Origin of the sequence: Pauljensenia sp. 20925_1_27 (assembly GCF_041432835.1) — a bacterium.
GTDB lineage: Bacteria > Actinomycetota > Actinomycetes > Actinomycetales > Actinomycetaceae > Pauljensenia.
In genome coordinates this window covers 59,016-80,270 of sequence record NZ_JAPWAH010000001.1, presented here as the reverse complement: position 1 = coordinate 80,270, position 21,255 = coordinate 59,016, and the positions used below count along the sequence as shown (strand labels likewise).

18 protein-coding genes are annotated in these 21,255 nt (G+C 64.3%); 8 read left to right on the top strand and 10 right to left on the bottom strand.

Translation table 11 applies throughout. The features are described 5' to 3' along the window. Positions 1-43: 43 nt before the first annotated feature. The 3 genes from O3684_RS00395 to O3684_RS00385 are packed head-to-tail and all read right to left on the bottom strand — an operon-like array spanning position 44 to position 4,261. A complete protein-coding gene (locus tag O3684_RS00395; RefSeq protein ID WP_500064287.1) occupies positions 44-1,600 on the bottom strand; it encodes an acyl-CoA carboxylase subunit beta in 1,557 nt (518 codons plus the stop codon). Continuing rightward, positions 1,597-3,390: an acetyl/propionyl/methylcrotonyl-CoA carboxylase subunit alpha gene (locus tag O3684_RS00390; RefSeq protein ID WP_500064285.1), complete on the bottom strand. Its 1,794-nt coding sequence runs from the start codon at positions 3,388-3,390 to the stop codon at positions 1,597-1,599. The genes O3684_RS00395 and O3684_RS00390 overlap by 4 nt, the downstream gene beginning before the upstream one ends. Continuing rightward, positions 3,377-4,261, bottom strand: coding sequence for a biotin--[acetyl-CoA-carboxylase] ligase (locus O3684_RS00385; RefSeq protein ID WP_500064284.1), 885 nt, complete (start codon positions 4,259-4,261; stop codon positions 3,377-3,379). The genes O3684_RS00390 and O3684_RS00385 overlap by 14 nt, the downstream gene beginning before the upstream one ends. A gap of 319 nt (positions 4,262-4,580) precedes the next feature. Between O3684_RS00385 and ettA the strand changes: the two genes are divergently transcribed. The 3 genes from ettA (at position 4,581) to malQ (ending at position 9,006) form a co-directional block, all read left to right on the top strand. After that, complete coding sequence (gene ettA, locus O3684_RS00380) at positions 4,581-6,263, top strand: energy-dependent translational throttle protein EttA (RefSeq protein ID WP_500064283.1); 1,683 nt, start codon at positions 4,581-4,583, stop codon at positions 6,261-6,263. A gap of 267 nt (positions 6,264-6,530) precedes the next feature. Beyond that, entirely contained in the window at positions 6,531-6,815 is a 285-nt protein-coding gene (locus O3684_RS00375; protein WP_500064281.1) for a PTS sugar transporter subunit IIB, read from the top strand. A gap of 40 nt (positions 6,816-6,855) precedes the next feature. Next, complete coding sequence (malQ, locus tag O3684_RS00370) at positions 6,856-9,006, top strand: 4-alpha-glucanotransferase (protein WP_500064280.1); 2,151 nt, start codon at positions 6,856-6,858, stop codon at positions 9,004-9,006. Between the two features lie 73 nt (positions 9,007-9,079). On the opposite strand, the gene O3684_RS00365 is transcribed toward malQ, so the two are convergent. From O3684_RS00365 to O3684_RS00350, 4 genes are all read right to left on the bottom strand, one after another. Continuing rightward, positions 9,080-9,553, bottom strand: a complete 474-nt coding sequence (locus tag O3684_RS00365) for a PTS sugar transporter subunit IIA (protein WP_500064278.1) — start codon at positions 9,551-9,553, stop codon at positions 9,080-9,082. Continuing rightward, positions 9,550-9,780 (bottom strand): PTS sugar transporter subunit IIB, encoded by a 231-nt coding sequence (locus tag O3684_RS00360; RefSeq protein WP_034467839.1) that lies wholly within the window; start codon positions 9,778-9,780, stop codon positions 9,550-9,552. The genes O3684_RS00365 and O3684_RS00360 overlap by 4 nt, the downstream gene beginning before the upstream one ends. 106 nt (positions 9,781-9,886) lie before the next feature. After that, complete coding sequence (locus O3684_RS00355) at positions 9,887-11,149, bottom strand: MFS transporter (RefSeq protein WP_500064276.1); 1,263 nt, start codon at positions 11,147-11,149, stop codon at positions 9,887-9,889. Further along, complete coding sequence (locus tag O3684_RS00350; protein WP_500064275.1) at positions 11,146-12,045, bottom strand: HAD hydrolase family protein; 900 nt, start codon at positions 12,043-12,045, stop codon at positions 11,146-11,148. Before O3684_RS00350 ends, O3684_RS00355 begins: the two co-directional genes overlap by 4 nt. 131 nt (positions 12,046-12,176) lie before the next feature. Here O3684_RS00350 and O3684_RS00345 point away from each other — a divergent pair, with 131 nt between their 5' ends. The 3 genes from O3684_RS00345 to O3684_RS00335 are packed head-to-tail and all read left to right on the top strand — an operon-like array spanning position 12,177 to position 16,334. Next, positions 12,177-14,636 (top strand): glycoside hydrolase family 3 C-terminal domain-containing protein, encoded by a 2,460-nt coding sequence (locus O3684_RS00345; protein WP_500064273.1) that lies wholly within the window; start codon positions 12,177-12,179, stop codon positions 14,634-14,636. Between the two features lie 44 nt (positions 14,637-14,680). Beyond that, positions 14,681-15,292 carry a hypothetical protein gene (locus O3684_RS00340; RefSeq protein ID WP_500064272.1) on the top strand — a complete coding sequence of 204 codons (612 nt, stop codon included), beginning with the start codon at positions 14,681-14,683 and terminating at the stop codon, positions 15,290-15,292. Positions 15,293-15,323: 31 nt separating this feature from the next. After that, on the top strand, positions 15,324-16,334 hold the full coding sequence (locus O3684_RS00335) for a glycosyltransferase family 2 protein (RefSeq protein WP_500064271.1): 1,011 nt from the start codon (positions 15,324-15,326) through the stop codon (positions 16,332-16,334). Between the two features lie 9 nt (positions 16,335-16,343). Here O3684_RS00335 and O3684_RS00330 read toward each other — a convergent pair whose 3' ends face one another. The 3 genes from O3684_RS00330 to O3684_RS00320 are packed head-to-tail and all read right to left on the bottom strand — an operon-like array spanning position 16,344 to position 18,932. After that, positions 16,344-16,865: a GNAT family N-acetyltransferase gene (locus O3684_RS00330; protein ID WP_500064269.1), complete on the bottom strand. Its 522-nt coding sequence runs from the start codon at positions 16,863-16,865 to the stop codon at positions 16,344-16,346. After that, positions 16,862-18,220, bottom strand: a complete 1,359-nt coding sequence (locus O3684_RS00325) for a GHKL domain-containing protein (protein WP_500064267.1) — start codon at positions 18,218-18,220, stop codon at positions 16,862-16,864. Before O3684_RS00325 ends, O3684_RS00330 begins: the two co-directional genes overlap by 4 nt. Position 18,221: 1 nt before the next feature. Next, positions 18,222-18,932 carry a LytR/AlgR family response regulator transcription factor gene (locus O3684_RS00320; RefSeq protein ID WP_500064265.1) on the bottom strand — a complete coding sequence of 237 codons (711 nt, stop codon included), beginning with the start codon at positions 18,930-18,932 and terminating at the stop codon, positions 18,222-18,224. A gap of 161 nt (positions 18,933-19,093) precedes the next feature. On the opposite strand from O3684_RS00320, the gene glf reads away from it, so the two are divergent. Further along, a complete protein-coding gene (gene glf, locus O3684_RS00315) occupies positions 19,094-20,236 on the top strand; it encodes a UDP-galactopyranose mutase (RefSeq protein ID WP_500064263.1) in 1,143 nt (380 codons plus the stop codon). Between the two features lie 16 nt (positions 20,237-20,252). Then, positions 20,253-21,191: an AEC family transporter gene (locus O3684_RS00310; RefSeq protein WP_500064262.1), complete on the top strand. Its 939-nt coding sequence runs from the start codon at positions 20,253-20,255 to the stop codon at positions 21,189-21,191. The last annotated feature ends 64 nt before the right edge of the window (positions 21,192-21,255 follow it).

The following is a 21,255-nucleotide window of genomic DNA, read 5'->3' as shown; positions in this document are numbered from 1 at the left end:
TTCTTACTTTCCTTCGGGGACAATTCTTCTCAAACGGCTCCGGTCACAGAGGACCGTTGTCGTGACGCTTGACGTGGGGTGCACGCTGGTCTTTGGAGACCAGCAGGTGCAGGGAATCGATGATGGTCTGTCGGGTATCGGCGGGGGCAATGATTCCGTCGAGCTGACCGGAGGACACGGAAACCTCGGGGTTGACGGTTTCCTCCTCGTAGCGGGTAACCAGCTCGGCCTTCGTCTCTTCGAAGGTCCCGTTCTCGCGGGCGGCAGCGAGTTCGCGACGGTACATGATCGACGCCGCGCCCTCGGCACCCATGACCGCGATCTGCGCGTCCGGCCATGCGTACGCCAGGTCCGCGCCGATCGACTTCGAACCCATGACGATGTAGGCACCGCCGTAGGCCTTGCGCAGGATGACGGTGACCATCGGGACGGTCGCGTTCGCATAGGCAACAATCACCTTCGCGCCGCGGCGGATGATGCCCGCCTGCTCCTGCTCGGTACCCGGGCGGTAGCCGGGAACGTCCACAAAAGTAACGATCGGCAGACCGAAGGCGTCACAGAAACGAACGAAACGAGCTGCCTTCTCAGAAGCGTCCACGTCGAGCGTGCCCGCATCATTCATCGGCTGGTTGGCCACGATGCCCACCGACTGGCCATCGACGCACGCGAAACCGATCGTCACGTTGGGAGCGAACAGGTCCTGAATCTCCACGTACTCGCCGTGATCCACAAGGGAACGCACCACGTCGCGCACGTCGTAGGGCTGACGCGCCGAGGTCGGAACCAGCTCTGCAACCGCGCGGGCCGCCGCCTCGTCCTCTGGATTGGGAATGTACTCGTACTTGGGAGGCGCCACCTCGCACGAGGACGGCAGGTAGTCGAGGAGCGAACGCACGTAGTCGATCGCCTCTTCCTCCGTATCTGCCATGTGGTGCGCGACGCCCGACTGGAAGTTGTGAATCGCCGCGCCTCCCAGCTCATCGAGCGTGACCTTCTCGCCGGTCGTCGCCGCGACGACATCCGGACCCGTCACAAACATGTGCGAGTTTTCGCGCGTCATCACGATGAAGTCGGTGAGGGCAGGCTGATACACGGCACCACCGGCGCACGGACCCAGAATGATCGAAATCTGGGGAACCAGACCCGAGGCCTCGCACGTCTTCTTGAAAATACGGCCGTACTGCGCCAGCGCGACGACGCCCTCCTGAATGCGGGCGCCACCCGAATCCTGAATACCGACGATCGGAATGCGCATCCGAATACCCCGGTCAATCAGATCGACGATCTTATCGCCCTCGACCTTACCCAGCGTGCCACCGAGAACCGAGAAATCCTGAGCGTAGGCAGCGACCATACGACCCTGGACGCGACCGTAACCAGCCGCGACCGCAGAGCCTATACGACCATCACGCACCGAACCACCGATGAACTGGCCGACCTCGTGCCACACGCCATCGTCAAAGAACAGAGACAGACGCTCGCGGGCCGTCAGCTTCTTCTTGGCGTGCTGGCGCTGCGCGGCTTTCTCTTCGGCGGCCTGCGCGATTGCGTCCTGGGCCTGAATGAACCCGTCGCGCGTGAGCGGACTGGGCGTACTCATCGTGCCTCCTCTTCGGTAGCGATGTGGGCGATGCGACTTCCCGCGGTCACGGTGTCACCCTGCTTGATCGACAGGGAGGTCACGGTTCCCGCGCGGGGAGCGAGAAGCGGCTTTTCCATCTTCATGGCCTCGAGGACGGCCACGAGCTGGCCTTCCTCGACCTGGTCGCCCTCGGAGACGGCCAGGGCAACGACGATGGCCTGCATGGGGGCGACGATGTCGCCGGGGGCACCCTGGTGAGGCCCGGCCTGCACGGCGGATGCGCCTGCGCGGCGCGGGGCTGAGCGCAGCGGCTGGGGTGGGCGCGGGGCACGAGCCGCCGGGGCGTTAAACATGCCCGCCGGCAGAGTCAGGGACACGCGGCGTCCGTCCAGCTCGATGATGTAGGTCTGACGGGGCAGGTCGGCCGTCGCCGAGGCCTCGGCCGGCACCGCCAGATCCGAGTAATCGTGCTGGGGCATGAACGTCGTCTCGAACCACCGCGTCGAGACGTTGAATCCGCCCACGCCGCAGAAGTCGGGATCGTTGATGATGTCCTGGTAGACGGGCACCGGGGTGGCTACGCCCTGCACCGAGAACTCGGCCAGCGCGCGGCGCGAGCGAGCGAGAGCCTGCTCGCGGTCCGCACCCGTCACGATGATCTTGGCGATCATCGAGTCGAAGGCCGTCTGGACCGAATCGCCCTCATCGATACCCAGCTCCAGGCGGATGCCCGGGCCCAGGGGCCAGTGCACCTCGTCAAGGCGACCGGCGGTGGGGGTGAGGTCCTTCGACGGATCCTCCGAGGTCACGCGGAACTCGAAGGAATGGCCGCGGGGCTCCGGGGGAGTCGTCAGCGGCAGTCCTTGCGCGATACGAATCTGCTCGCGCACCAGGTCGATGCCCGTGACTTCTTCGGAGACGGGGTGTTCGACCTGCAGGCGCGGGTTGACCTCGAGGAACCAGATGCTGCCGTCGGGCTCCAGGAGGAACTCGACCGTGCCCACGCCGACGTAGTTCACGTGCTCGAAGAGCGCGCGCGACGCGTTCACGAGAGTCTCGTGCGCTCCCTCGGGCAGGAACGGCGCCGGCGCCTCCTCGACCAGCTTCTGGTTGCGACGCTGGACCGAGCAGTCACGGGTGGAGATGACGTGGAAGTTTCCCAGCGAGTCGCGAGCCGACTGCGTCTCCACGTGACGGGCGACCTCGACGAAGCGCTCGACGAAGTGAGCACCCAGGTCGGCCGCGTCCGTGTGACGAGCAAAGAACAGGTCCAAGTCAGCCTGCGAGCGGATGATGCTGATGCCTCGGCCGCCGCCGCCGTCGGCTCGCTTGAGCACCACGGGGTAACCGGCGGAGGTGATGAATGCCTCGACCTCCTCGCGCGAGGTCACGGGTTCGGATACGCCGGGAACCGGCGCAACGCCGCACTCCTCGGCGACGCGACGCGCCTTGATCTTGTCACCCAGCGCATCAATGACGTCGGAGGCGGGGCCGAGCCACGCGATACCGGCGTCCTCGACGGCGCGCGCGAATTCGGAGTTCTCCGACAGGAATCCGTAGCCCGGGTGAATCGCATCCGCGCCAGTCTCTAGCGCAATCGCCAGGATCTTCTCACCGTTCAGGTACGTCGACGCAGCATCGTCACCGCCCAGGGACAGCGCCTCGTCGGCCTCGCGCGTGTGGGGTGCGGCCATGTCCTGATCAGCGTAGACGGCGATCGTGGAGATGCCCATATCCGTGGCCGTGCGGCACACGCGCAGAGCGATTTCTCCACGGTTGGCGACGAGGATTCGATTAATTGTTCGCACGCTTCTCCTTGGTGTCGTGAGCGATTGTCAGAGGTATTCCGGTAGCCAGGACGTCGCCGGCGTTGATGTCGTGAGTGTGACCGTCATCCGTGCGCACGAGGAGGGAACCGGTCGACGATAGCGACACCGCCTCTCCTTCGAGTGCCACGTGGCCGCTGGGGTCCGTCGGCTCCGCGAGCGCAATACGGCGGCCGAGGAGCGGTAGGGCGCTTGCGGCTTCCTTGGCGAGTCCGCTGTCGTGGGCGTTTCCGCGGGCAATAAGTGCACGGATCCGCTTCTCTAGTCCGGAGAGCACGTCGGCAAGGACGGCATGTATGACAGCGTCAGTTGCCTGGGCTGCCTCGTCGTCACCTTCGGCGTACAGAGAGGTGGCTTGCTCGGTGGCGAGGTTATCGGGGCGTTGGGCAACGTTGATGCCGTAGCCGAGGATGATCGCGGTCGTGAACGGGGACGAGGCCGGGGCGAGCTGGGCGAGGATTCCACAGATCTTGCGCTCACCGTCGACGAGGACGTCGTTGGGCCATTTCAGGCAGACACTGTGGCCGAGAGGTTCGAGTCGGCGCGCGAGCGCATCGCGAACAGCCAGGCCGCAGGCGTACACGAGCCATCCGAGTTGATCGGTGGGAATCGAGGTAGGCAGGGAAACGACGGTGGACGCGAGGATGGCCTCCCCCTCGGGGGCTATCCACGTCCGTCCGAGGCGGCCACGCCCGGCGCTTTGGCAATCGGCGATGATTGTTGTGAGATGCGGGGTGGGTGTCGTGGTATCGGTGAGGAGACTGGCCGCGAGGTCGTTTGTCGAGGGGGTGCAGTGGACGTGATAGATCGGCGCACTGGTTCCGTCGACGGCGATGCGTTCGGGTGTATCCAATGACTTTCCTCCCTCCGGCTGATGCTGTTTGACAGTGGAGGCACTCGTCCCCCGATACTTAAAAGTTTGTCTTAAAAATCAAACCTACGCATGCGTTTTTTAAAAAATTGGAATAGTTTTCGACAAATCACTACGGATCCGTAACCATCGCGTAACCCTTGCGGAAAGCGGAAGGCGGGAAATCCCCGAAATAGTGCGCTGAGATAAGGATCACCGCCCCTCGCGTCCCGTTGGGCGGCTCGCTGGTACGTGCAGGCTCGGTACCATAGGGGTGAACACGCGCGCGAGGGCGCGCCTCGAACCACCCGAACGGAGTAACGTGGCGGAGTTTATTTATCAGATGATCAAGGCTCGCAAGGCCATCGGTGACAAGGTCATCCTCGACGATGTCACCATGAGCTTCTTCCCGGGCGCCAAGATCGGTATGGTCGGCCCCAATGGTGCCGGTAAGTCTTCGATCCTGAAGATCATGGCTGGCCTGGATGAGCCCAGCAATGGCGAGGCTCGCCTGACCCCCGGCTATACGGTCGGCATTCTGATGCAGGAGCCGGTCCTCGACGAGACCAAGACCGTCATCGAGAATGTCCGCCTGGGCGCCGCCGACATCTTCGGCAAGCTTGCCCGTTTCAACGAGATCTCCGAAGAGATGGCGAATCCCGACGCGGACTTCGACGCTCTCATGGAGGAAATGGGCAAGCTGCAGACCGAGATCGACGCCGCCAACGCCTGGGATATCGACTCCCAGCTTGACCAGGCGATGGACGCGCTGCGCTGCCCGCCGCCGGACCAGCCCGTGTCCGTTCTGTCCGGTGGTGAGCGCCGCCGTGTGGCGCTGTGCAAGCTCCTCATTGAAGCGCCCGACCTGCTGCTGCTCGACGAGCCCACGAACCACCTCGACGCCGAGAGCGTGCTCTGGCTCGAGAAGCACCTCGCTTCCTACCCGGGCGCGGTCATTGCTGTCACCCACGACCGTTACTTCCTCGACCATGTCGCCGGCTGGATTGCCGAGGTCGACCGCGGTCACCTCTACCCCTACGAGGGCAATTACTCCACCTACCTGGAGACGAAGGAAAAGCGCCTCGAGGTTCAGGGGCAGAAGGACGCCAAGCTGGCCAAGCGCCTGAAGGAAGAACTCGAGTGGGTTCGCTCTAACGCGAAGGGTCGTCAGGCCAAGTCGAAGGCCCGCCTGGCTCGCTACGAGGAGATGGCCGCTGAGGCTGAGCGCACCCGCAAGCTCGACTTCGAAGAAATCCAGATTCCGCCGGGTCCGCGCCTGGGCAGCGTCGTCATCGAGGCGAAGGATCTTCAGAAGGGCTTTGGTGATCGCTCGCTCATCAACGGTCTATCCTTCTCGCTGCCGCGCAACGGCATCGTCGGCGTCATTGGCCCCAACGGCGTCGGTAAGACCACCCTGTTTAAGACGATCGTCGGCCTTGAGCCTCTCGACGGTGGCGAGCTGACGATTGGCGAGACCGTCAAGATCAGCTATGTCGACCAGACGCGTGCCGGTATCGACCCGGACAAGACGCTGTGGGAGGTCGTCTCGGACGGCCTGGACTTCATCCAGGTTGGCAATGTCGAAATGCCCTCGCGCGCCTATGTCTCCGCCTTTGGCTTCAAGGGCCCGGACCAGCAGAAGCCGGCCGGCGTCCTGTCCGGCGGTGAGCGTAACCGTCTGAACCTGGCTCTCACCCTTAAGCAGGGCGGAAACCTCCTCCTGCTGGATGAGCCGACCAACGACCTTGACGTCGAGACTCTCGGCTCGCTGGAAAATGCCCTCCTGGCATTCCCCGGCTGTGCCGTCGTCGTCACCCACGACCGTTGGTTCCTTGACCGCGTCGCCACCCACATTCTTGCGTGGGAGGGGACTGAGGAGGAGCCCGACAAGTGGTACTGGTTCGAAGGCAACTTCGAGGCGTACGCAAAGAACAAGGTGGCCCGCCTGGGCGAGGCCGCCGCGAACCCGCATCGCGTGACGCACCGCAAGCTGACGCGCGACTGATGTGCGGCGTATGAGGGGGAGGGCCTGGTGGTCCTCCCCCTCACGCTGTCTGGCGATGGGTGCGGTGCGCGGTGCTACGTCGCGGGTGTTGGGGGCTGAGAAGTTTGACAGAGCGTTGGATTGTAGCCCTGCGTTGTGGGGGGCGCTCCTGTCAGCGGTTGTTTGTTCGTGAATCGCTCATGTTATGGATCCCACTTGCCTTTTGCGCAGGTCACATTTAGTATGTGACACGAATCGCAAACTTCCGACGGTGCGAAAGGGGCTCCGATGGCGATTGAACAAACGCTCATCGACGCGCTGGGTGGACACCTCAATATCGTCGAGGTCGAACCCTGCACGATGCGTATCCGTATTCAGGTGAAATCTCAGCGGGACGTCGATGAGGCGGCGCTGCGCGTGGATGGCGTATTAGCCGTCGTGCGCTCCGGCAATGTTGTTCAGATCGTGTGCGGAGCCCAGTCCGACGACGTGGCTGCTGCGATGATCTCAATCCTTGAGAGCGTGGCCCATGACACGCCTGCGGAGTCTTTGTCGCAGCGCGTCCACGCTTAATATAAAGGTATTATCAGCCCGCAACGTAGAAGGCTTTTTCGTGGATATTCACGCACCCGCATCTGACAACATTGATGAGCTGCGCCGTATCGCTGACGCTAATGGCATAGCCACCGGATTCTGGAATTGGTACGGGGATTGGGTGGGCGTGAGTGCGTCCACTCTTCTGAAGGTTCTTGGTGCCCTCGGTCTGCCCCTCGACGAATCTTCCACCGTGGGCGATGTGCACGAGGCTCAGCGCCTGACCGAGGAACGCGAATGGCGTCGTACCCTTCCTCCGACGATCGTCGCCCGCCAGGGTGGCGGCTACATGTTCCCGGTGCATGTGCCGGATGGTTCGTGGGTGAACGTCCAGTGGGTGCTGGAGGACGGTCGTAAGGGCGCGTGTGATCAGGTGGACCGCTACGTTCCGCCGCGCATGATCGACGGCGAGCTCGTCGGTCGCGCGACCTTCGACGTGCCGCATTGGCTGCCGCTCGGCTGGCATCGCCTCGTGGCGACTGTCGAGGGCGGACATGTGGAATCCGCGACCCTCATTATCGTGCCGAACACGCTGTCGCTGCCCCTCTTGGAGTCCTCGCGCCGCGTCTGGGGTGTCAACGCTCAGCTGTACTCGACGCGCTCAGCCTCCTCGTGGGGCATCGGTGATGCCGCCGATCTGGCTGACCTGGCTGCCGTGTGCGCGGATAAGGGGGCCGATTTCCTGCTCGTTAATCCGGTCCATGCATCGCAGCCGGTGTCCCCGCTGGAGACCTCCCCCTACCTGCCGGTGTCGCGTCGGTGGCTCAACCCGATCTACATTCGCCCCGAGAGCATCGAGGAGTACGCCTCGCTGCCCCAGGCCTCGCGCGAAGCCATCGAGCAGCTGCGCGACGAGACCCGCCAGTTTGCCACCCGCGAGGACCTGATCGACCGTGATCGCTCGTGGGAGGCCAAGCGCGAGGCCCTTGAGGTTATCTTCGCCGCTCCGCGTTCCTACCACCGCCAGAGCCAGCTGGATCGCTTTATCGAGCGTGGCGGTTCGGAGCTGTCCAACTATGCGCTGTGGTGCGCCCTCGTTGAGCGCGAGGGCACGATCGAACTGCCCGAGGATCTGGCTCGTTCCTCTGCGCCTCGCGTCGAGCTTGAGCGCCTCGAGCTCGCTGATCGCGTCGACTTCTACCAGTGGTGCCAGTGGGTCGCCGCTGAACAGCTTGAGCATGCCCAGCATGTGGCGCGTGAGGTCGGTATGGAGATTGGCGTCATGGCCGACCTGGCAGTCGGCGTGCATCCCTACGGTTCCGAAAAGTGGAGCCGTCCCGAGCTCTTTGCCAGCGGCATGAGCGTGGGCGCTCCACCGGACGTCTACTCCCAGCAGGGACAGAATTGGTCGCAGCCGCCGTGGTCGCCGCGCAGCCTCGCGGAGTCGGGCTACCTGCCGCTGCGTGACATGGTCCGCGCTGCGCTGGCTAACGCCGGTGCGGTGCGCATCGATCACATCCTGGGTATGTTCCGCCTCTGGTGGATTCCGGACGGGTGCGCTGCCACCGAAGGTACGTACGTGTACTACGATCACGAGGCCATGATGGGCGTCATCCTGCTGGAGGCCCAGCGCGCGGGTGCCGTCGTCATCGGCGAGGACCTCGGCGTCGTGGAGCCGTGGGTGCGCGATTACCTGCGCGAGCGTGGCGTCCTCGGCACCTCCGTTGTGTGGTTCGAAAAGGAGGGCGGCGGCTGGCCGCTGCGTCCCGAGCACTACCGCGATCGCGCTCTGGCCGCAGTCAACATCCATGACCTGCCGCCGACGCTCGGCTACATCCGCGGCATTCAGACGACGCTGCGTTCCGAGCTTGGCCTGCTGACGGACGACATCGAGACGGTGCGTGCGGGCGATCGCCTTGAGCTCGAACAGATGGGCGCGCGACTCCACGAGTACGGCTGTATCGACGGCGCGGAGCCCAGCGAGCGCGAGACCGTCGAGGGCCTGTACCGCTACGTTGCGAAGACCCCGTCGAAGCTGGTCGTCGCCTCCCTCGTGGACGCGGTCGGGGATGTGCGCCCGCAGAATATGCCGGGCACGGGTGCTGACCAGTACCCGAACTGGTGCGTGCCGCTGTGCGATTCCGATGGGGAAGAAGTCGCGATCGAGGACCTGCCCACGGATGAGCGCCTGACCTCTCTGTTCGCGCTGCTGCGCGGGACCGTCCGCTGACGGACTCCGATACGCTGAACAAGTGAACCCCGCGACCCGAAAGGGCCGCGGGGTTCATGCATACGATCGGGGTTCAGTCACCATCGGAAAGAGAAAACAGCGGATTGAGAATCCCCACCGTTGGCAGAGCTTCATCGAACTCGGGAGAAACCGCCTCTCCGGAAGGGCTGACGACGATGACCGGTACGAAGGGGGACAGACCTGCCGCGCGGACGGGGCCGAGATCCCAGTGGATGAGGGGAGCGCCCGCGTCGACGATGTCGCCCTCCTCGACGAGGGGAGCAAAGCCTCGGCCACGTAGGCCGACGGTGTCGATGCCCAGATGAATCAGGATCGAGGGCCCGCGCGTGGAGGTGATAATTGCCGCGTGCGATTTGAGCTTGGTGACCACTCCGTTGATGGGGGAGTGAACGGTCACGCACGTGACATCGGCTTCCGGTAGGAGCGCGCGGCCATCTCCGACGACGCCACTGGCGAAGACGGGATCCGGTACCTCGGACAGGGGCAGGACGTGCGCAGCGAAAGGCGCACGGACGAGAAAGCTCACCGGCTCGCGTTCATCTGCTCGACGAGGTCCTCGGAGTCGGGGCCCATGACGACCTGCACGGCGTCACCAACGATGACGACGTCGAAGGCTCCGGCTTCGCGCAGCTTGGCCTCGTCGATGAGGTCCGTGTTGGCAGCGTCCAAGCGGATGCGCGTAATGCACGCCTCGAGATTGGAGATGTTGTCCCAGCCGCCCAGGGCCTCGACGAGGGTCGTTGCGGTGTCCATGGTGTCCTCCTTGGCTCAGTCACCGAAACCGTTGCGGTTTGCCTCACACTTATGGTATCGCGACGGCGCGTGAATAGACACTCTTGTGCCTACCGAGCACGTCACATTATGAGACGTCGGCGGCGCTCGTTCCTCGAATGCGTGCTGCAGGTGTGAAGCCCATGGCGATGCCCGCCGCGATCGACGCTGCTGTGAAGATGTACATGGTTGCTTCGACGCCCACCCATGACGCGATGATGCCCGCGACGAAGGATCCGAGGGGCATGACTCCCCAGACCGCGAAGCGGAAGATTGCGTTCATGCGACCGAGCATGTCGGGCGGGCAGATTTCCTGGCGCAAGCTCATCTGGGTGACGTTGTAGACGGTGAGGAAGTAGGAGGACGCGACGCCGCTCACGGCAATGATCCACGCGGCCATGCCCGGGGTGTGAATGGAGGCCGGCTGGGCGACAATCACGAGAATGCCGATGATATTGGTGATGACGAGGGTGCGCCCGATTCCCAGGCGCGTGATCCACGCCGGCCTCGTGAGAGCGCCAAGGATGCCGCCGATCGCCCCGGCGCTGAGCAACAAGCCGAGCTGCGTGGCGCTCATGCTCAGGGTGCGCAGCACGAGGAGGGGCAGCAGCACCCGGATGCCCGCGTTTGCAAAGGCCGCGGCGGCAATGCAGGAAAAGAGCGGGTAGAGAATGCGTTGGCCGCGCACGAAGGCGAGGCCCTCGCGTATCTGGGCGCCGAGGGTGGCATCGCTGCGCACAGGAGTGGGCTCGGGCGTGCGAATGCGCCAGATCGCCCACGTGGACGCAACGTAGGTGGCGGCGGTCAGCAGGTAGACCAAGGGAGCAGCCACGATGCCGAGGAGCCAGCCGCCCAGCCCCGGACCCCCGGCAAGGCCGACCTGGTACGAGGCCTCGAGGCGCCCGTTGGCCGCGCCGATGTAGCGCTTCGAGGCGATCATGGGAACGTAGGACTGGTAGGCCACGTCGAAGAAGACGGTGGATAGGCCGAGGATGGTTGCGACGACCATGAGGTGTACGAGGGTCAGTGACGAGAGGATGTAGGCCAGGGGGATAGACGTCAGGGCCGTGATGCGCGTGAGGTTCGCGGCGATCATGACGCGGCGCTTGCGCCACCGGTCCACCCAGGCGCCGGCGGGCAAGCCGACAAGCAAAAATGCGAGGGTCTGCAGGGCGGAAAGCAGTCCGATCTGGGTTTCGCTGGCGTGCAGGAGGCTGATCGCGATCGCCGAGGTCGCCAGGGCTCCCACCTGGAAGCCGATCTCTGCGGCGGTTTGACCCGCCCACAGGTGCATGAAGGCGGAGTTACGTGTGAGGGGATGGTGCAGCCAGCGCTGCAGTGACCCGTTCACCGTGCATCACCGAGGCCTTGGCCCCCAGTGCGCTCGACTGTCGTCAGGCCGGCGGCGCGCAGAGCCCATGCCAGGCCGTCTTCGGATACGGAGGGTGCGACGATATCCGCGACGTCTACGAGGGTCTCGCAGTCGTCCCCGATGCTGATGCCGACCGCTGCTGTTGCTACGGCCTCGACGTCGTTGTTGGAGTCGCCAAGCGCGACGGTGTGGGTCAGCGGAATTCCCACGTGCTCGCAGATCGCGCGGATGCCGACTGCTTTCGACAGATGCGCCGGAACGACCTCGAAGGGGACGTAGCCTGCGGCACCAACGGAGCCGATGATCGCGCGATAGCCGTCCGGTAGGGCTGCTGTCACCCGTTCCATCGATGCTTTCTCGGGCGGGACATATGCTGTGACCTTGGTAAAGGAACCGCCGTCGATGTCCACGATAAAGGGGGTGATGGACTGGGCGTATTCGATCCAGTCCTCAGGGTGTTTGCCCGCCCGGGGAACGAAGAAGTCGAGGTATCCCTCGCTGGGCCCCATCTGGTCGGGGCCCTGCCAGATATAGAAGGCGTCGAGTTCTTCCCACAGGGCGGTCAAGACATCGACGTGCTCGCGGGGCATGCGCTGGTCCAGGAGCACCTGGTTCCCGATGGCGGCGTATCCTCCCGCGCCACCGACGAGACCCTCGAAGCCGACATCCCAAAAGCGCGGGTACACCTCGGGCGCGGAGCGGCCCGTGCATGCAAAGAGCCGGTGTCCTTCCTCCCTGACCTGCGCCAGGCCCTCAAGCGCGGATTGGGGGATCCGCTGGCGAGAATCGCACAGCGTCCCGTCGATGTCGACAAAGACGGCATGGGGAGATGCGGACTCGTTCTCGACGCGTGTGGGGACCTCGGTGTCAGTCATGGGATCCATCTTATCCCAGGGCGAAAAGGCCCTCGCACGTGCAAAATACGCCGCGCAAACGACAAATCATGCGCACGGTCGATTGAAAGGAGCGCCCGTGGGCCACACTGGAACCATCGACGATCCCCGCGATGGAGCACGAAAGGCAGTTCACGACGATGGAACACGCAGCACTGACGGACGCCAACGATCTCACTCTTCTGCAAGCCGCGGCGCTCCTGTCGGGATCGAGTGCCTGGGACTCGCGCGCGATCCCCGCTGCGAATGTCCCTTCCTTTGTCATGAGCGATGGCCCGCACGGCGTGCGCCGCCAGCTTGGCGACGCCGACCACCTGGGCATCGCCCAGGCCGAGAAGGCGACCTGCTTCCCGACGGCGTCCGCTGTTGCGGCGACCTGGAATCCCGACCTGGCGCGTGAGATGGGCGAGGCTCTGGGTGCGGAGGCCCGAGGCCTCGGCGTCGACGTTCTGCTCGGCCCGGGCCTCAACATCAAGCGTTCGCCCCTGTGCGGACGTAACTTCGAGTACTTTTCCGAGGACCCGATCCTTGCGGGCCGTATGGCAGCGGGCCTTGTCCAGGGAATTCAATCCACGGGAACCGCCGCCTGCCCCAAGCACTTCGCCGTGAACTCCCAGGAGCTGCGTCGCATGGCGTCGGATTCCATCGTGGACGAGCGCACAATGCGTGAGATCTACCTGACCGGCTTTGAGATCGTGTGCCGAAGTGCGAAGCCACGGGTGATCATGAGCTCCTACAACCTCCTCAACGGTACCTATGCCCACGAGAACAAGCACCTGCTCACCGACATCCTGCGCACCGAGTGGGGTTTTGACGGCATGGTCGTCTCCGATTGGGGTGGTTCGAACAGCGCCGTCGCAGCGGTGCGCGCCGGTGGTAGCCTCGAGATGCCCGCTCCCGGCCTTGCTGGTGCGCGTCAGATCGTCGCGGCCGTCAAGGCCGGGGAATTGGACGCGGCTGACGTCTACGCGCGCGCCCAGGAAGTCCTCAACGTTGCGAGCGCGAGCGCCGGCTTGCCTGCGCCCAGGCCCTACGACCTCGACGAGCATCACCAGCTGGCTACGCGTATTGCCTCCGAGGCGATCACGCTCCTGCGTAACGACGACGATCTTTTGCCTCTGCACGCTGGTACGAGCGTCGCCCTCATCGGCGACCTCGCCGACACACCGCGCTTCCAGGGATCGGGTTCCTCCCAGGTCAACCCCACACGCGTCGAGGCTCCGCGCGAGCTGCTTGAGACCGGGGGAGAGGATGCCCGCGGCCTCGTTCTGACAGGATACGCCCGCGGTTATGACCGTCATGGCGGCACGAGTGATGCCCTCATCGCCGAGGCCGTGGCCCTCGCCGCGAGCGCTGACGTCGCGCTCGTCTACGTCGGGCTTGACGAACTCGCCGAGTCTGAGGGGCTGGACCGCCCCCACATGCGCCTGCCCGAGGGACAGGATCGTCTCATTGAGGCCGTCGTCGCAGCCAATCCGCGCACCGTCGTCGTCCTGACCGGTGGTGCCAGCGTCGAGATGCCCTGGGCGGAATCGGTGCCTGCGCTGGTCAACGGATACCTGGGTGGTCAGGGTGGGGCGGCAGCGATGCTGGACGTCCTCACCGGCGCCGTGAACCCCTCGGGACGACTCGCTGAGACCTACGCGAGTTCCCACGAGGACCATCCGACCGCCGCCTGGTACCCGGCGACCGGACCGCTATCCTACTACCGCGAGGGCCCCTTCGTCGGCTACCGATACTTCACGAGCGCAGGCATCGACGTTGCCTTCCCCTTCGGCTACGGACTGTCATACTCGCGCTTCGAGTACTCCGACCTCCAGGTGAACCAGGACGGTGCGACCCTCACGGTCACCAATACGTCCAAGCGAGACGGCGCTGACGTCGTCCAGCTCTACGTGAGTGCCCCCGGCGGCGTATTCGGCCCAGCTCGCGAGCTCAAAGGATTCGCCAAGGTGGAGGTTCCCGCCGGCGGGTCGGTGCGCGTTACCATCCCCTTCGATCGCTACACCTTCCGCCACTGGGAGACCTCGCGCGGTGCATGGGAGACCGAGGCCGGAACCTGGACGATCTACGTGGGGCACAACGTGGAGGACACGCCGCTGAGCGCCACCCTCGAGGTGGAAGGAACCACCCCCTCGTCAATCGATCCGGCACTCGGTCACTACCTGAACGCCGACGTCGCGGGCGTCACCAACGGAGAATTCGCCGTCCTACTGGGCCGCACCATTCCTACCGCTCACCCCGCGGACGACCTGGGCGCAGCCGACCCGCTGTCCGAACTGACACGCGCCAAGACCTGGCTCGCCCGCGTCGCCGGACGGGGGCTCCACGCCATGAAAGCCAAGGCCGACGCGAAGGGGGCCCCGGATCTCAACATCCTATTTATCCTCAATATGCCTTTCCGAGCCTTCGCCAAGATGACGAACGGCGCGGCAAGCCCCGACATGGTGGACGCGATCCTTCTTGCCGTGAACGGACGACCGCTGCGAGGCCTCACCCGCGCCGCCCTCGGCTTCATGTCTAACGCGCGCGCCAACAAGGCGACCCAGCGCGAACTTGACCAGACCCGATGATGCGGCCCCGGCCTCGTTACCCCAACTGACGTAAAGGAACACTCATGCAGGCTCTTTCCCGGTGGTGGAAGAACTTCGAAACCAAACACACGACGGTTGCCCAGTTCATCGTCTTCTTCGTCCTGTCCAACGGCATTACGGTCCTCCAGCTGATCCTCATGCCTGCCTTTAAGGCGTTGTTTGCACACACGAATCTCGTCGACACGGCGTTCCAATTCCTGCCCGTCGGCGTCTCGCACGGACACACGGTCTTCCTCTTCGACTACCCGGCAGGATCAATGTCGGTCGGGGGCGGCGGCGGCCTCGCGTATTTCCTCGCCGTGGAGATCACCCTGCTGATCGCGCAGGTCATCAACTTCTTTGCGCAGCGCAACGTCACCTTCAAATCCAACTCGTCCGTGGGCAAGGCTGCCTTCTGGTACGCAGTCGCCTACGTCGTTATCACGATCGCAGCCGCCGCCCTTCAAGTTCTCTACAAAGACCCGATCTACGCGTGGGCGATTTCGGCGATGGGAGCGGGCGGTGAGACCTTCGCCGATGTCATCACGATGATCATCAACGCGGCGATCTCCTTCTGGGTGTTCTTCCCCATCTTTAAGGTGATTTTTAAACAGGAACCCTCGGAGGAGGACGCGCAGGCCAGCGACGCACAGTAGACTACTGGCAGACTTCACGAGAGGAGACGCCATGAGCGCGCCGCTGCTAACGGTGATCGTGCCCGCCTACAATTCCGAAGATTACCTTGATCGGGCGCTCACGACGCTCGTCGGCTACGGCGACGAACTCGAGGCGATCATCGTCAATGACGGTTCGAAGGACGCCACCGCGGAAATTGCCGACGAGTGGGCCGCCCGCTACCCCTCCGTGAAGGTCATTCATCAAGAGAACAAGGGCCACGGCGGCGCCGTCAATGCCGGCCTCGCCGCCGCCACCGGCACGCACGTGCGCGTCGTCGACTCCGACGACTGGCTGGACCGGCGCGCCACGAACGCTGTCCTCGACTTGTTGCGTGAGGAACGCGAGGCCGGGCGCGACCTGGACCTGCTCGTCACCAACTACGTCTACGACAAGCAGGGAAAGTCGGTCAAGGCCGTCATCCGCTACCGTAACGTTCTGCCTCGCGGACGTACCTTCGGTTGGGCCGACCTGCGCCGATGCCGCTACGACCAGTACCTCATGATGCACGCCCTGACGATGCGCACCGAGGTCGTGCGGGCCTCCGGCCTGGTGATGCCCGAGCACACGTTCTACGTGGACTACCTCTACTCGTTCGTGCCGCTGCCCTTCATTTCCACGATCCGCTACCTGGACGTGGACCTGTACCACTACTTCATCGGCCGCGACGACCAGTCCGTCAACGAGAAGGTCATGATCACGCGCCTGGATCAGCTCGCGCGGGTGAACGAGGCGATGACCCGTGCGCTGCCTCCGCGCGCCGAGGTTGAGGACAAACTCTGGCGCTACATGGTCCACTACCTGCGTATCAACGCCGTCGTCTGCTCGGTCATGGCCCAGCTGTCGGGCACGCCCGAGCACCTGGCCTTGAAGGAGCAGATCTGGGAGACCATGGACCAGATCAACCCCGAGGCCACGGATCGCCTGCGTCAGGACCTGCTCGCTGGCCTCGTGCGCCACGCCTCCCCGAAGGTCGTTCGCGGCGGCTACAAGGTCGCGGCGGCTGTCCTCGGCTTCAACTAAGGGACGCCATCAGCGCCCGGCGAGCACCAGCTCCGTCCAATGGACGGTCAGGCGCTTGCCGATGAGCGGGTATTCTACGTCTTCCTCGCGCTTGCGCCATGCAAAGCCGAGTTTTTCTGAGACCCTTCGTGAGGCGTCGTTTCCGTCGAAGTATTTCAAGATGATCGTCTCGACTCCCAGCTCACGCGCGCGCTCGATGATGGCGTGCCCCGCCTCCGTCGCGTATCCGTTGCCCCAGTAGGGCGCGCCGACCCAGTATCCGATGTCAGCGACGGTCGCCCCGGGTGAGTCTGCGTCAATGCGCAGCGCGATCGAGCCCACGATCTCACCGGTCGACGTGAGCGTCACCGCGTAGCTGTCGGGTGCCGCCAGGACGGTGGACAGTGCCTGGCGGGCGTCGTCGATGCGCTCGAAAGGCTTCCATCCGCACAGCATCCCGATGCGGGGGTGACGGGCGAGCTCAAAGAGCGCGGGAGCGTCAGCGCCGCTCCAGGGACGTAAGTGCAGGCGGGGGGTGTCTATGATCGTCATTCGTCCTCCTGGGGGTGTGTTGACGGAAGCAGGACCGTCAACGTGAACCAGTGGTCGGCCACGTCCGTGACCGCTTGCCCGCCGTATTTGCGGGCCGTCCACTGGATGGATTTGACGCCCCACCCGTGTCGGACGGTGTCGGGCTTGATCGTCGTCAGGCGTCCGCCTGCGTCCGTGTTGAGGCGACCGTCGAACCAATTGTCGACCCGGATGACGACCATCTGTCCCTGACGAAACAGTGCCAGTTTAATGAGGCGCTTGGCCGGGGCGTCGACGCGGCGCGAGGCCTCGATTGCGTTATCAAGCGCATTGCCGAAGAGCGTGGCGATATCCATCGACGACATGGTGCCCAGGAGCGCGCCGTCAGCAACCGCCGTGAAATTGATGTCGGCGGCTGCGCACGCGCGCCCCTTCGTGGTGAGGATAACGTCGAGAACAGCGTTGCCACTGTGGTACTGCTGACCGATCTGCTCGATCGAAGACTCGAGCTCGGCAAACGATGCGGCGGCGCGTCCCGGGTCCAGCTCCGCGCGAATTGCCTCGACCTGGTGCTTGAGGTCGTGGTGGGCGCGGGCCACCTGTTCCATGTCCTCTTTGGCGGCCAGGTACTGATGGTGCTGGGCATCCAGGGAGGCCTGGATGGACGCCAGCTCGCGCTCGGTCGCACTCTGCTGGATGCGCTCGAACTGGGCGAAAAGGATCGCGTAGCCCGCTAGGTCCACGAGCGTGCGGATGTAGAAGACCTCCCAGCCTGCGCGCCCAGAGAAGGGCGTCGCCGTCGAGACGAAGCTGAGGTTGGACAGGGCAAAGATGGTGATGCCGATGATTACTGCCGAGGCCAGGTCAGGCAGGCGTAAGACGGGAAGTGCCCCCTGGCGCACAACGCGACGTTCACAGACGTACACGACGGCCAGGCACGTCGCCGAAATCGCCGCGTATTTGGCGACTGAGACCGGGTGCCAGAAGGGTTTGTCGGCATGGGAGTAGACGACGACCTGCCAAGCGAGGGAGGCGGCGAGTTCTGCGACGATGAAGGCGCGTGCACTCATGTGTGTCACCCAGCGCCAGTCCAGCGCGGTTCCCACGCGGATGACACCCCACATGAGTGCGTACGCCGTCATCATGCCCGGCACCCACAGGGACAGGGGAGCGTGGCCGAGCAGTTCCTGGGCGCCGACGAGCACCGCGAGGCCTCCACATGCGGCGGCGGCGAGACGCCAGCGGGGCACGGCAGTGTGTGGGTTCAGCGCGTTGGAGGACGCCGATCGCGCAACGACGACAACGTACACGAGGGCAGCCCCCCACTCCGCGAGGGCAGTGAAGAGACGCGGGATGTCGGGCAGGGACTCAAACACGTTAGCGGATCCCGCCCGCGAAACTTGCCAGCGCGCTCATGAAGGCCTTCTTGCGGGGCCGTGAGATGCGCAGATGCTCCCCGCCGGTCATGAGACACTCCTGGTCGGCCACGCCGCGCACGTGGGCGAGGTTCACGAGGTAGCAGGAGTTCGACCGGAAAAAATCATGTCCGTCGAGCTGCTCCTCCATCGCTTTGAGCGAGGAGGAGATGGAGTAGGTGCCCGAGATCGTGTGGACATCGAGGCGGTGCTTGACCGATTCGACGTAGACGATGTCTGCGACGTCGATGCGGTGCGTTGACGTTCCCGATTGGAGGAGGATCGAGGCTCCGCGCCGCTTGGCGACGGCCTCAAGGCACCGTGACAGCTCCTGTGAGAAGGCGAACCAGGGCAGGGGCTTCATGAGGTAGGACAGTGCCCCCACCTGGTAGCCATGAATCGCGAACTGCGCAGCGGATGTGATGAAGACGAGGACGACCTCCTGGTCGACCTCGCGAATTGCCCGGGCAGCGGTCATACCATCCACGTGCGTCATCTGAATGTCCATGAGGATGATGTCGTAGACGGGCCTGTAGTCGCCGATGATGGCTCCGCCGTCCTCGAAGTAGGTGATGTCAAAAGTGACGCCGTTTTCCTCGCTGTAGCGGGCAAGGTAGTCGGCGAGAAGTTGGCGCGAGAGTGCCTCGTCCTCGACGACGGCGATGCGCACCATGGTCCGACCCTCCCTTATCGATCAGCTAATAGAGACAAGGATAAGTGAGCGTGACGGCGCTGTTTGGGCGCGTCCACGCCCCGGCCTCGTCGATCACATGACGGCGCGCCCGGCAGTGGTGACCGCTACCATTATCCTGACTACCGTGAAAGGGGAGTGGAGTGGATCTGCTCGTTGTTGGATCGGGCTTCTTTGGCCTGACGTTCGCCCGCGAGGCTGCGGAGCGATTCGGTATGAACGTGACCATCATCGAGCGTCGCGATCACATCGGTGGAAACGCCTACTCGTCGATCGACGAGGCCACCGGCGTTGAGGTGCACCGCTACGGCACGCACCTGTTCCACACATCGAACGAGCGCGTCTGGTCGTACGTCAATCGTTTCACCGCCTTCAACGACTACCGTCACCGCGTCTACGCCAACTACCGAGGCGTCGTTTACCCCCTGCCCATCAACCTGGGCACGATCAACCAGTTCTTCGGGGCCGCCTATTCGCCGACTGAGGCCCGTGCGCTTATCGAGCAGCAGGCCGCCGAGATCACGGGAGAACCCGGCAACCTCGAAGAAAAGGCCATCAGCCTGATTGGCCGCCCCCTCTACGACGCCTTCATCGCGGGCTACACGGCCAAGCAGTGGCAGACCGACCCGCGTGAGCTGGCCGCGTCCATCATCACGCGTCTGCCCGTGCGCTTCACCTACGAGAACCGCTACTTCCAGGACCGCTACGAGGGCCTGCCCCTGAACGGCTACGGCGCATGGATCGCGAACATGGTCGACCATCCGCGTATCACCGTGCACACGGGCGTGGACTTCTTCGATGAGTCCTCGCAGTTCTCGAAGGCAGCGACGGTTGGGCAGGTGCCGGTCGTCTACACGGGCGCGATTGACCGCTACTTCGATTACGACGCGGGTGAGCTTGGTTGGCGCACCCTCGATTTCGAGACCGAGGTTGTCGACGTGCCCGACTACCAGGGCTGCTCGGTCATGAACTACTCGGATCGCGACGTGCCCTTCACGCGCATCCACGAGTTCGCCCACCTGCACCCCGAGCGGGATCGTAGCGGTGCGACCAACACGATCATCCAGCGCGAGTACTCGCGATTCGCGCGCCCCGGCGACGAACCCTACTATCCGATCGCCTCGCCGTCTGACCGCTCGACGCTCGCGGCATATCGCAAGATGGCAGCGGGGGAGCAGGGTGTCCTCTTCGGTGGTCGCCTGGGTTCCTACCAGTACCTGGACATGCACATGGCGATCGCCTCGGCCTTGACCAAGGTCGACGAGGCCGTGGCCTCCTGGCGCTGACGGATTTCCTACTCCCGTGGTATCGATCGTCTGGTCGGTCCTGTCGATCGCTCTCATCATCGGCGTCGGCTGGGTTGCTCGCCGTGGGGGTGCGCTCGGCCCGGAGGCTGCAGGGACACTCGCGTCGGCAACGTATTGGGTGGCGAGCCCCGCGATGCTCTTCCACGCCATTGTCTCCACTGGAACGTCGGGAGTCTTCGGTGCCCCGCTCGCAGTGGCCGCCGCGTCGGGCGTCGGGACCGCGCTCATCTTCGCGCTGGTCGCGGGGCTTTTCCTGCGCCTGACGCGCGGCGAAATCGCCTTGGGGGCCATGGCCTCGTCCCTGAACAACGGCGCGTATATCGGCATCCCGATCGCCGTCTACGTCCTGAACGACGCGTCGGCGGTCGTTCCCATCCTGGTGTTCCAGCTGGGTTTCTTTACCCCGATGTTCTTCGTCCTGGCCGACCTGGTGGGGTCAGGGCAGCGCCCATCGATTGTCGGTATCGCACGGGTCGTCGCGCGCAATCCCATGGTCATTGCGGCGGTGTGCGGTTTCCTGTTTTCCGCTGTGGGGTGGCCGATGCCGACCCTCCTCGACGTCTCCACGTCCATGCTGGGGGCCGCCGCGCCCCCGATGATTCTCCTGTCCTTCGGGGCCTCCCTTGTGGATCGACGTTCTGCGTCCGGGGATTCCGGTATTGCGGCGACCGTTTGCGCCATCGTTGGCAAGCTCGCCCTTCAGCCTGCGATCGCCTGCGGCGTCGGAATCCTGCTCGGGCTGACCGGCCCCGCCCTCATGTCCGTGACCATCATGGCGGCGCTTCCCTCCGCCCAGAACGCCTACATCGCGGCTACTCGTGCGAAGGCGGGGGAGCGGATCGCGCAGGGAACGGTCCTCGTGACGACCTTCGCGTCGCTGCCCGTCGTCGTTGGTATTGCAGCGCTTTTCCACGCCTTGGGTCTCGTGGATTAACGCGTTCGTCTCTTATGAGGCGCTTTGAATATGGCCTGTCCGTGGCTGCTGTGTGCCAAGAATA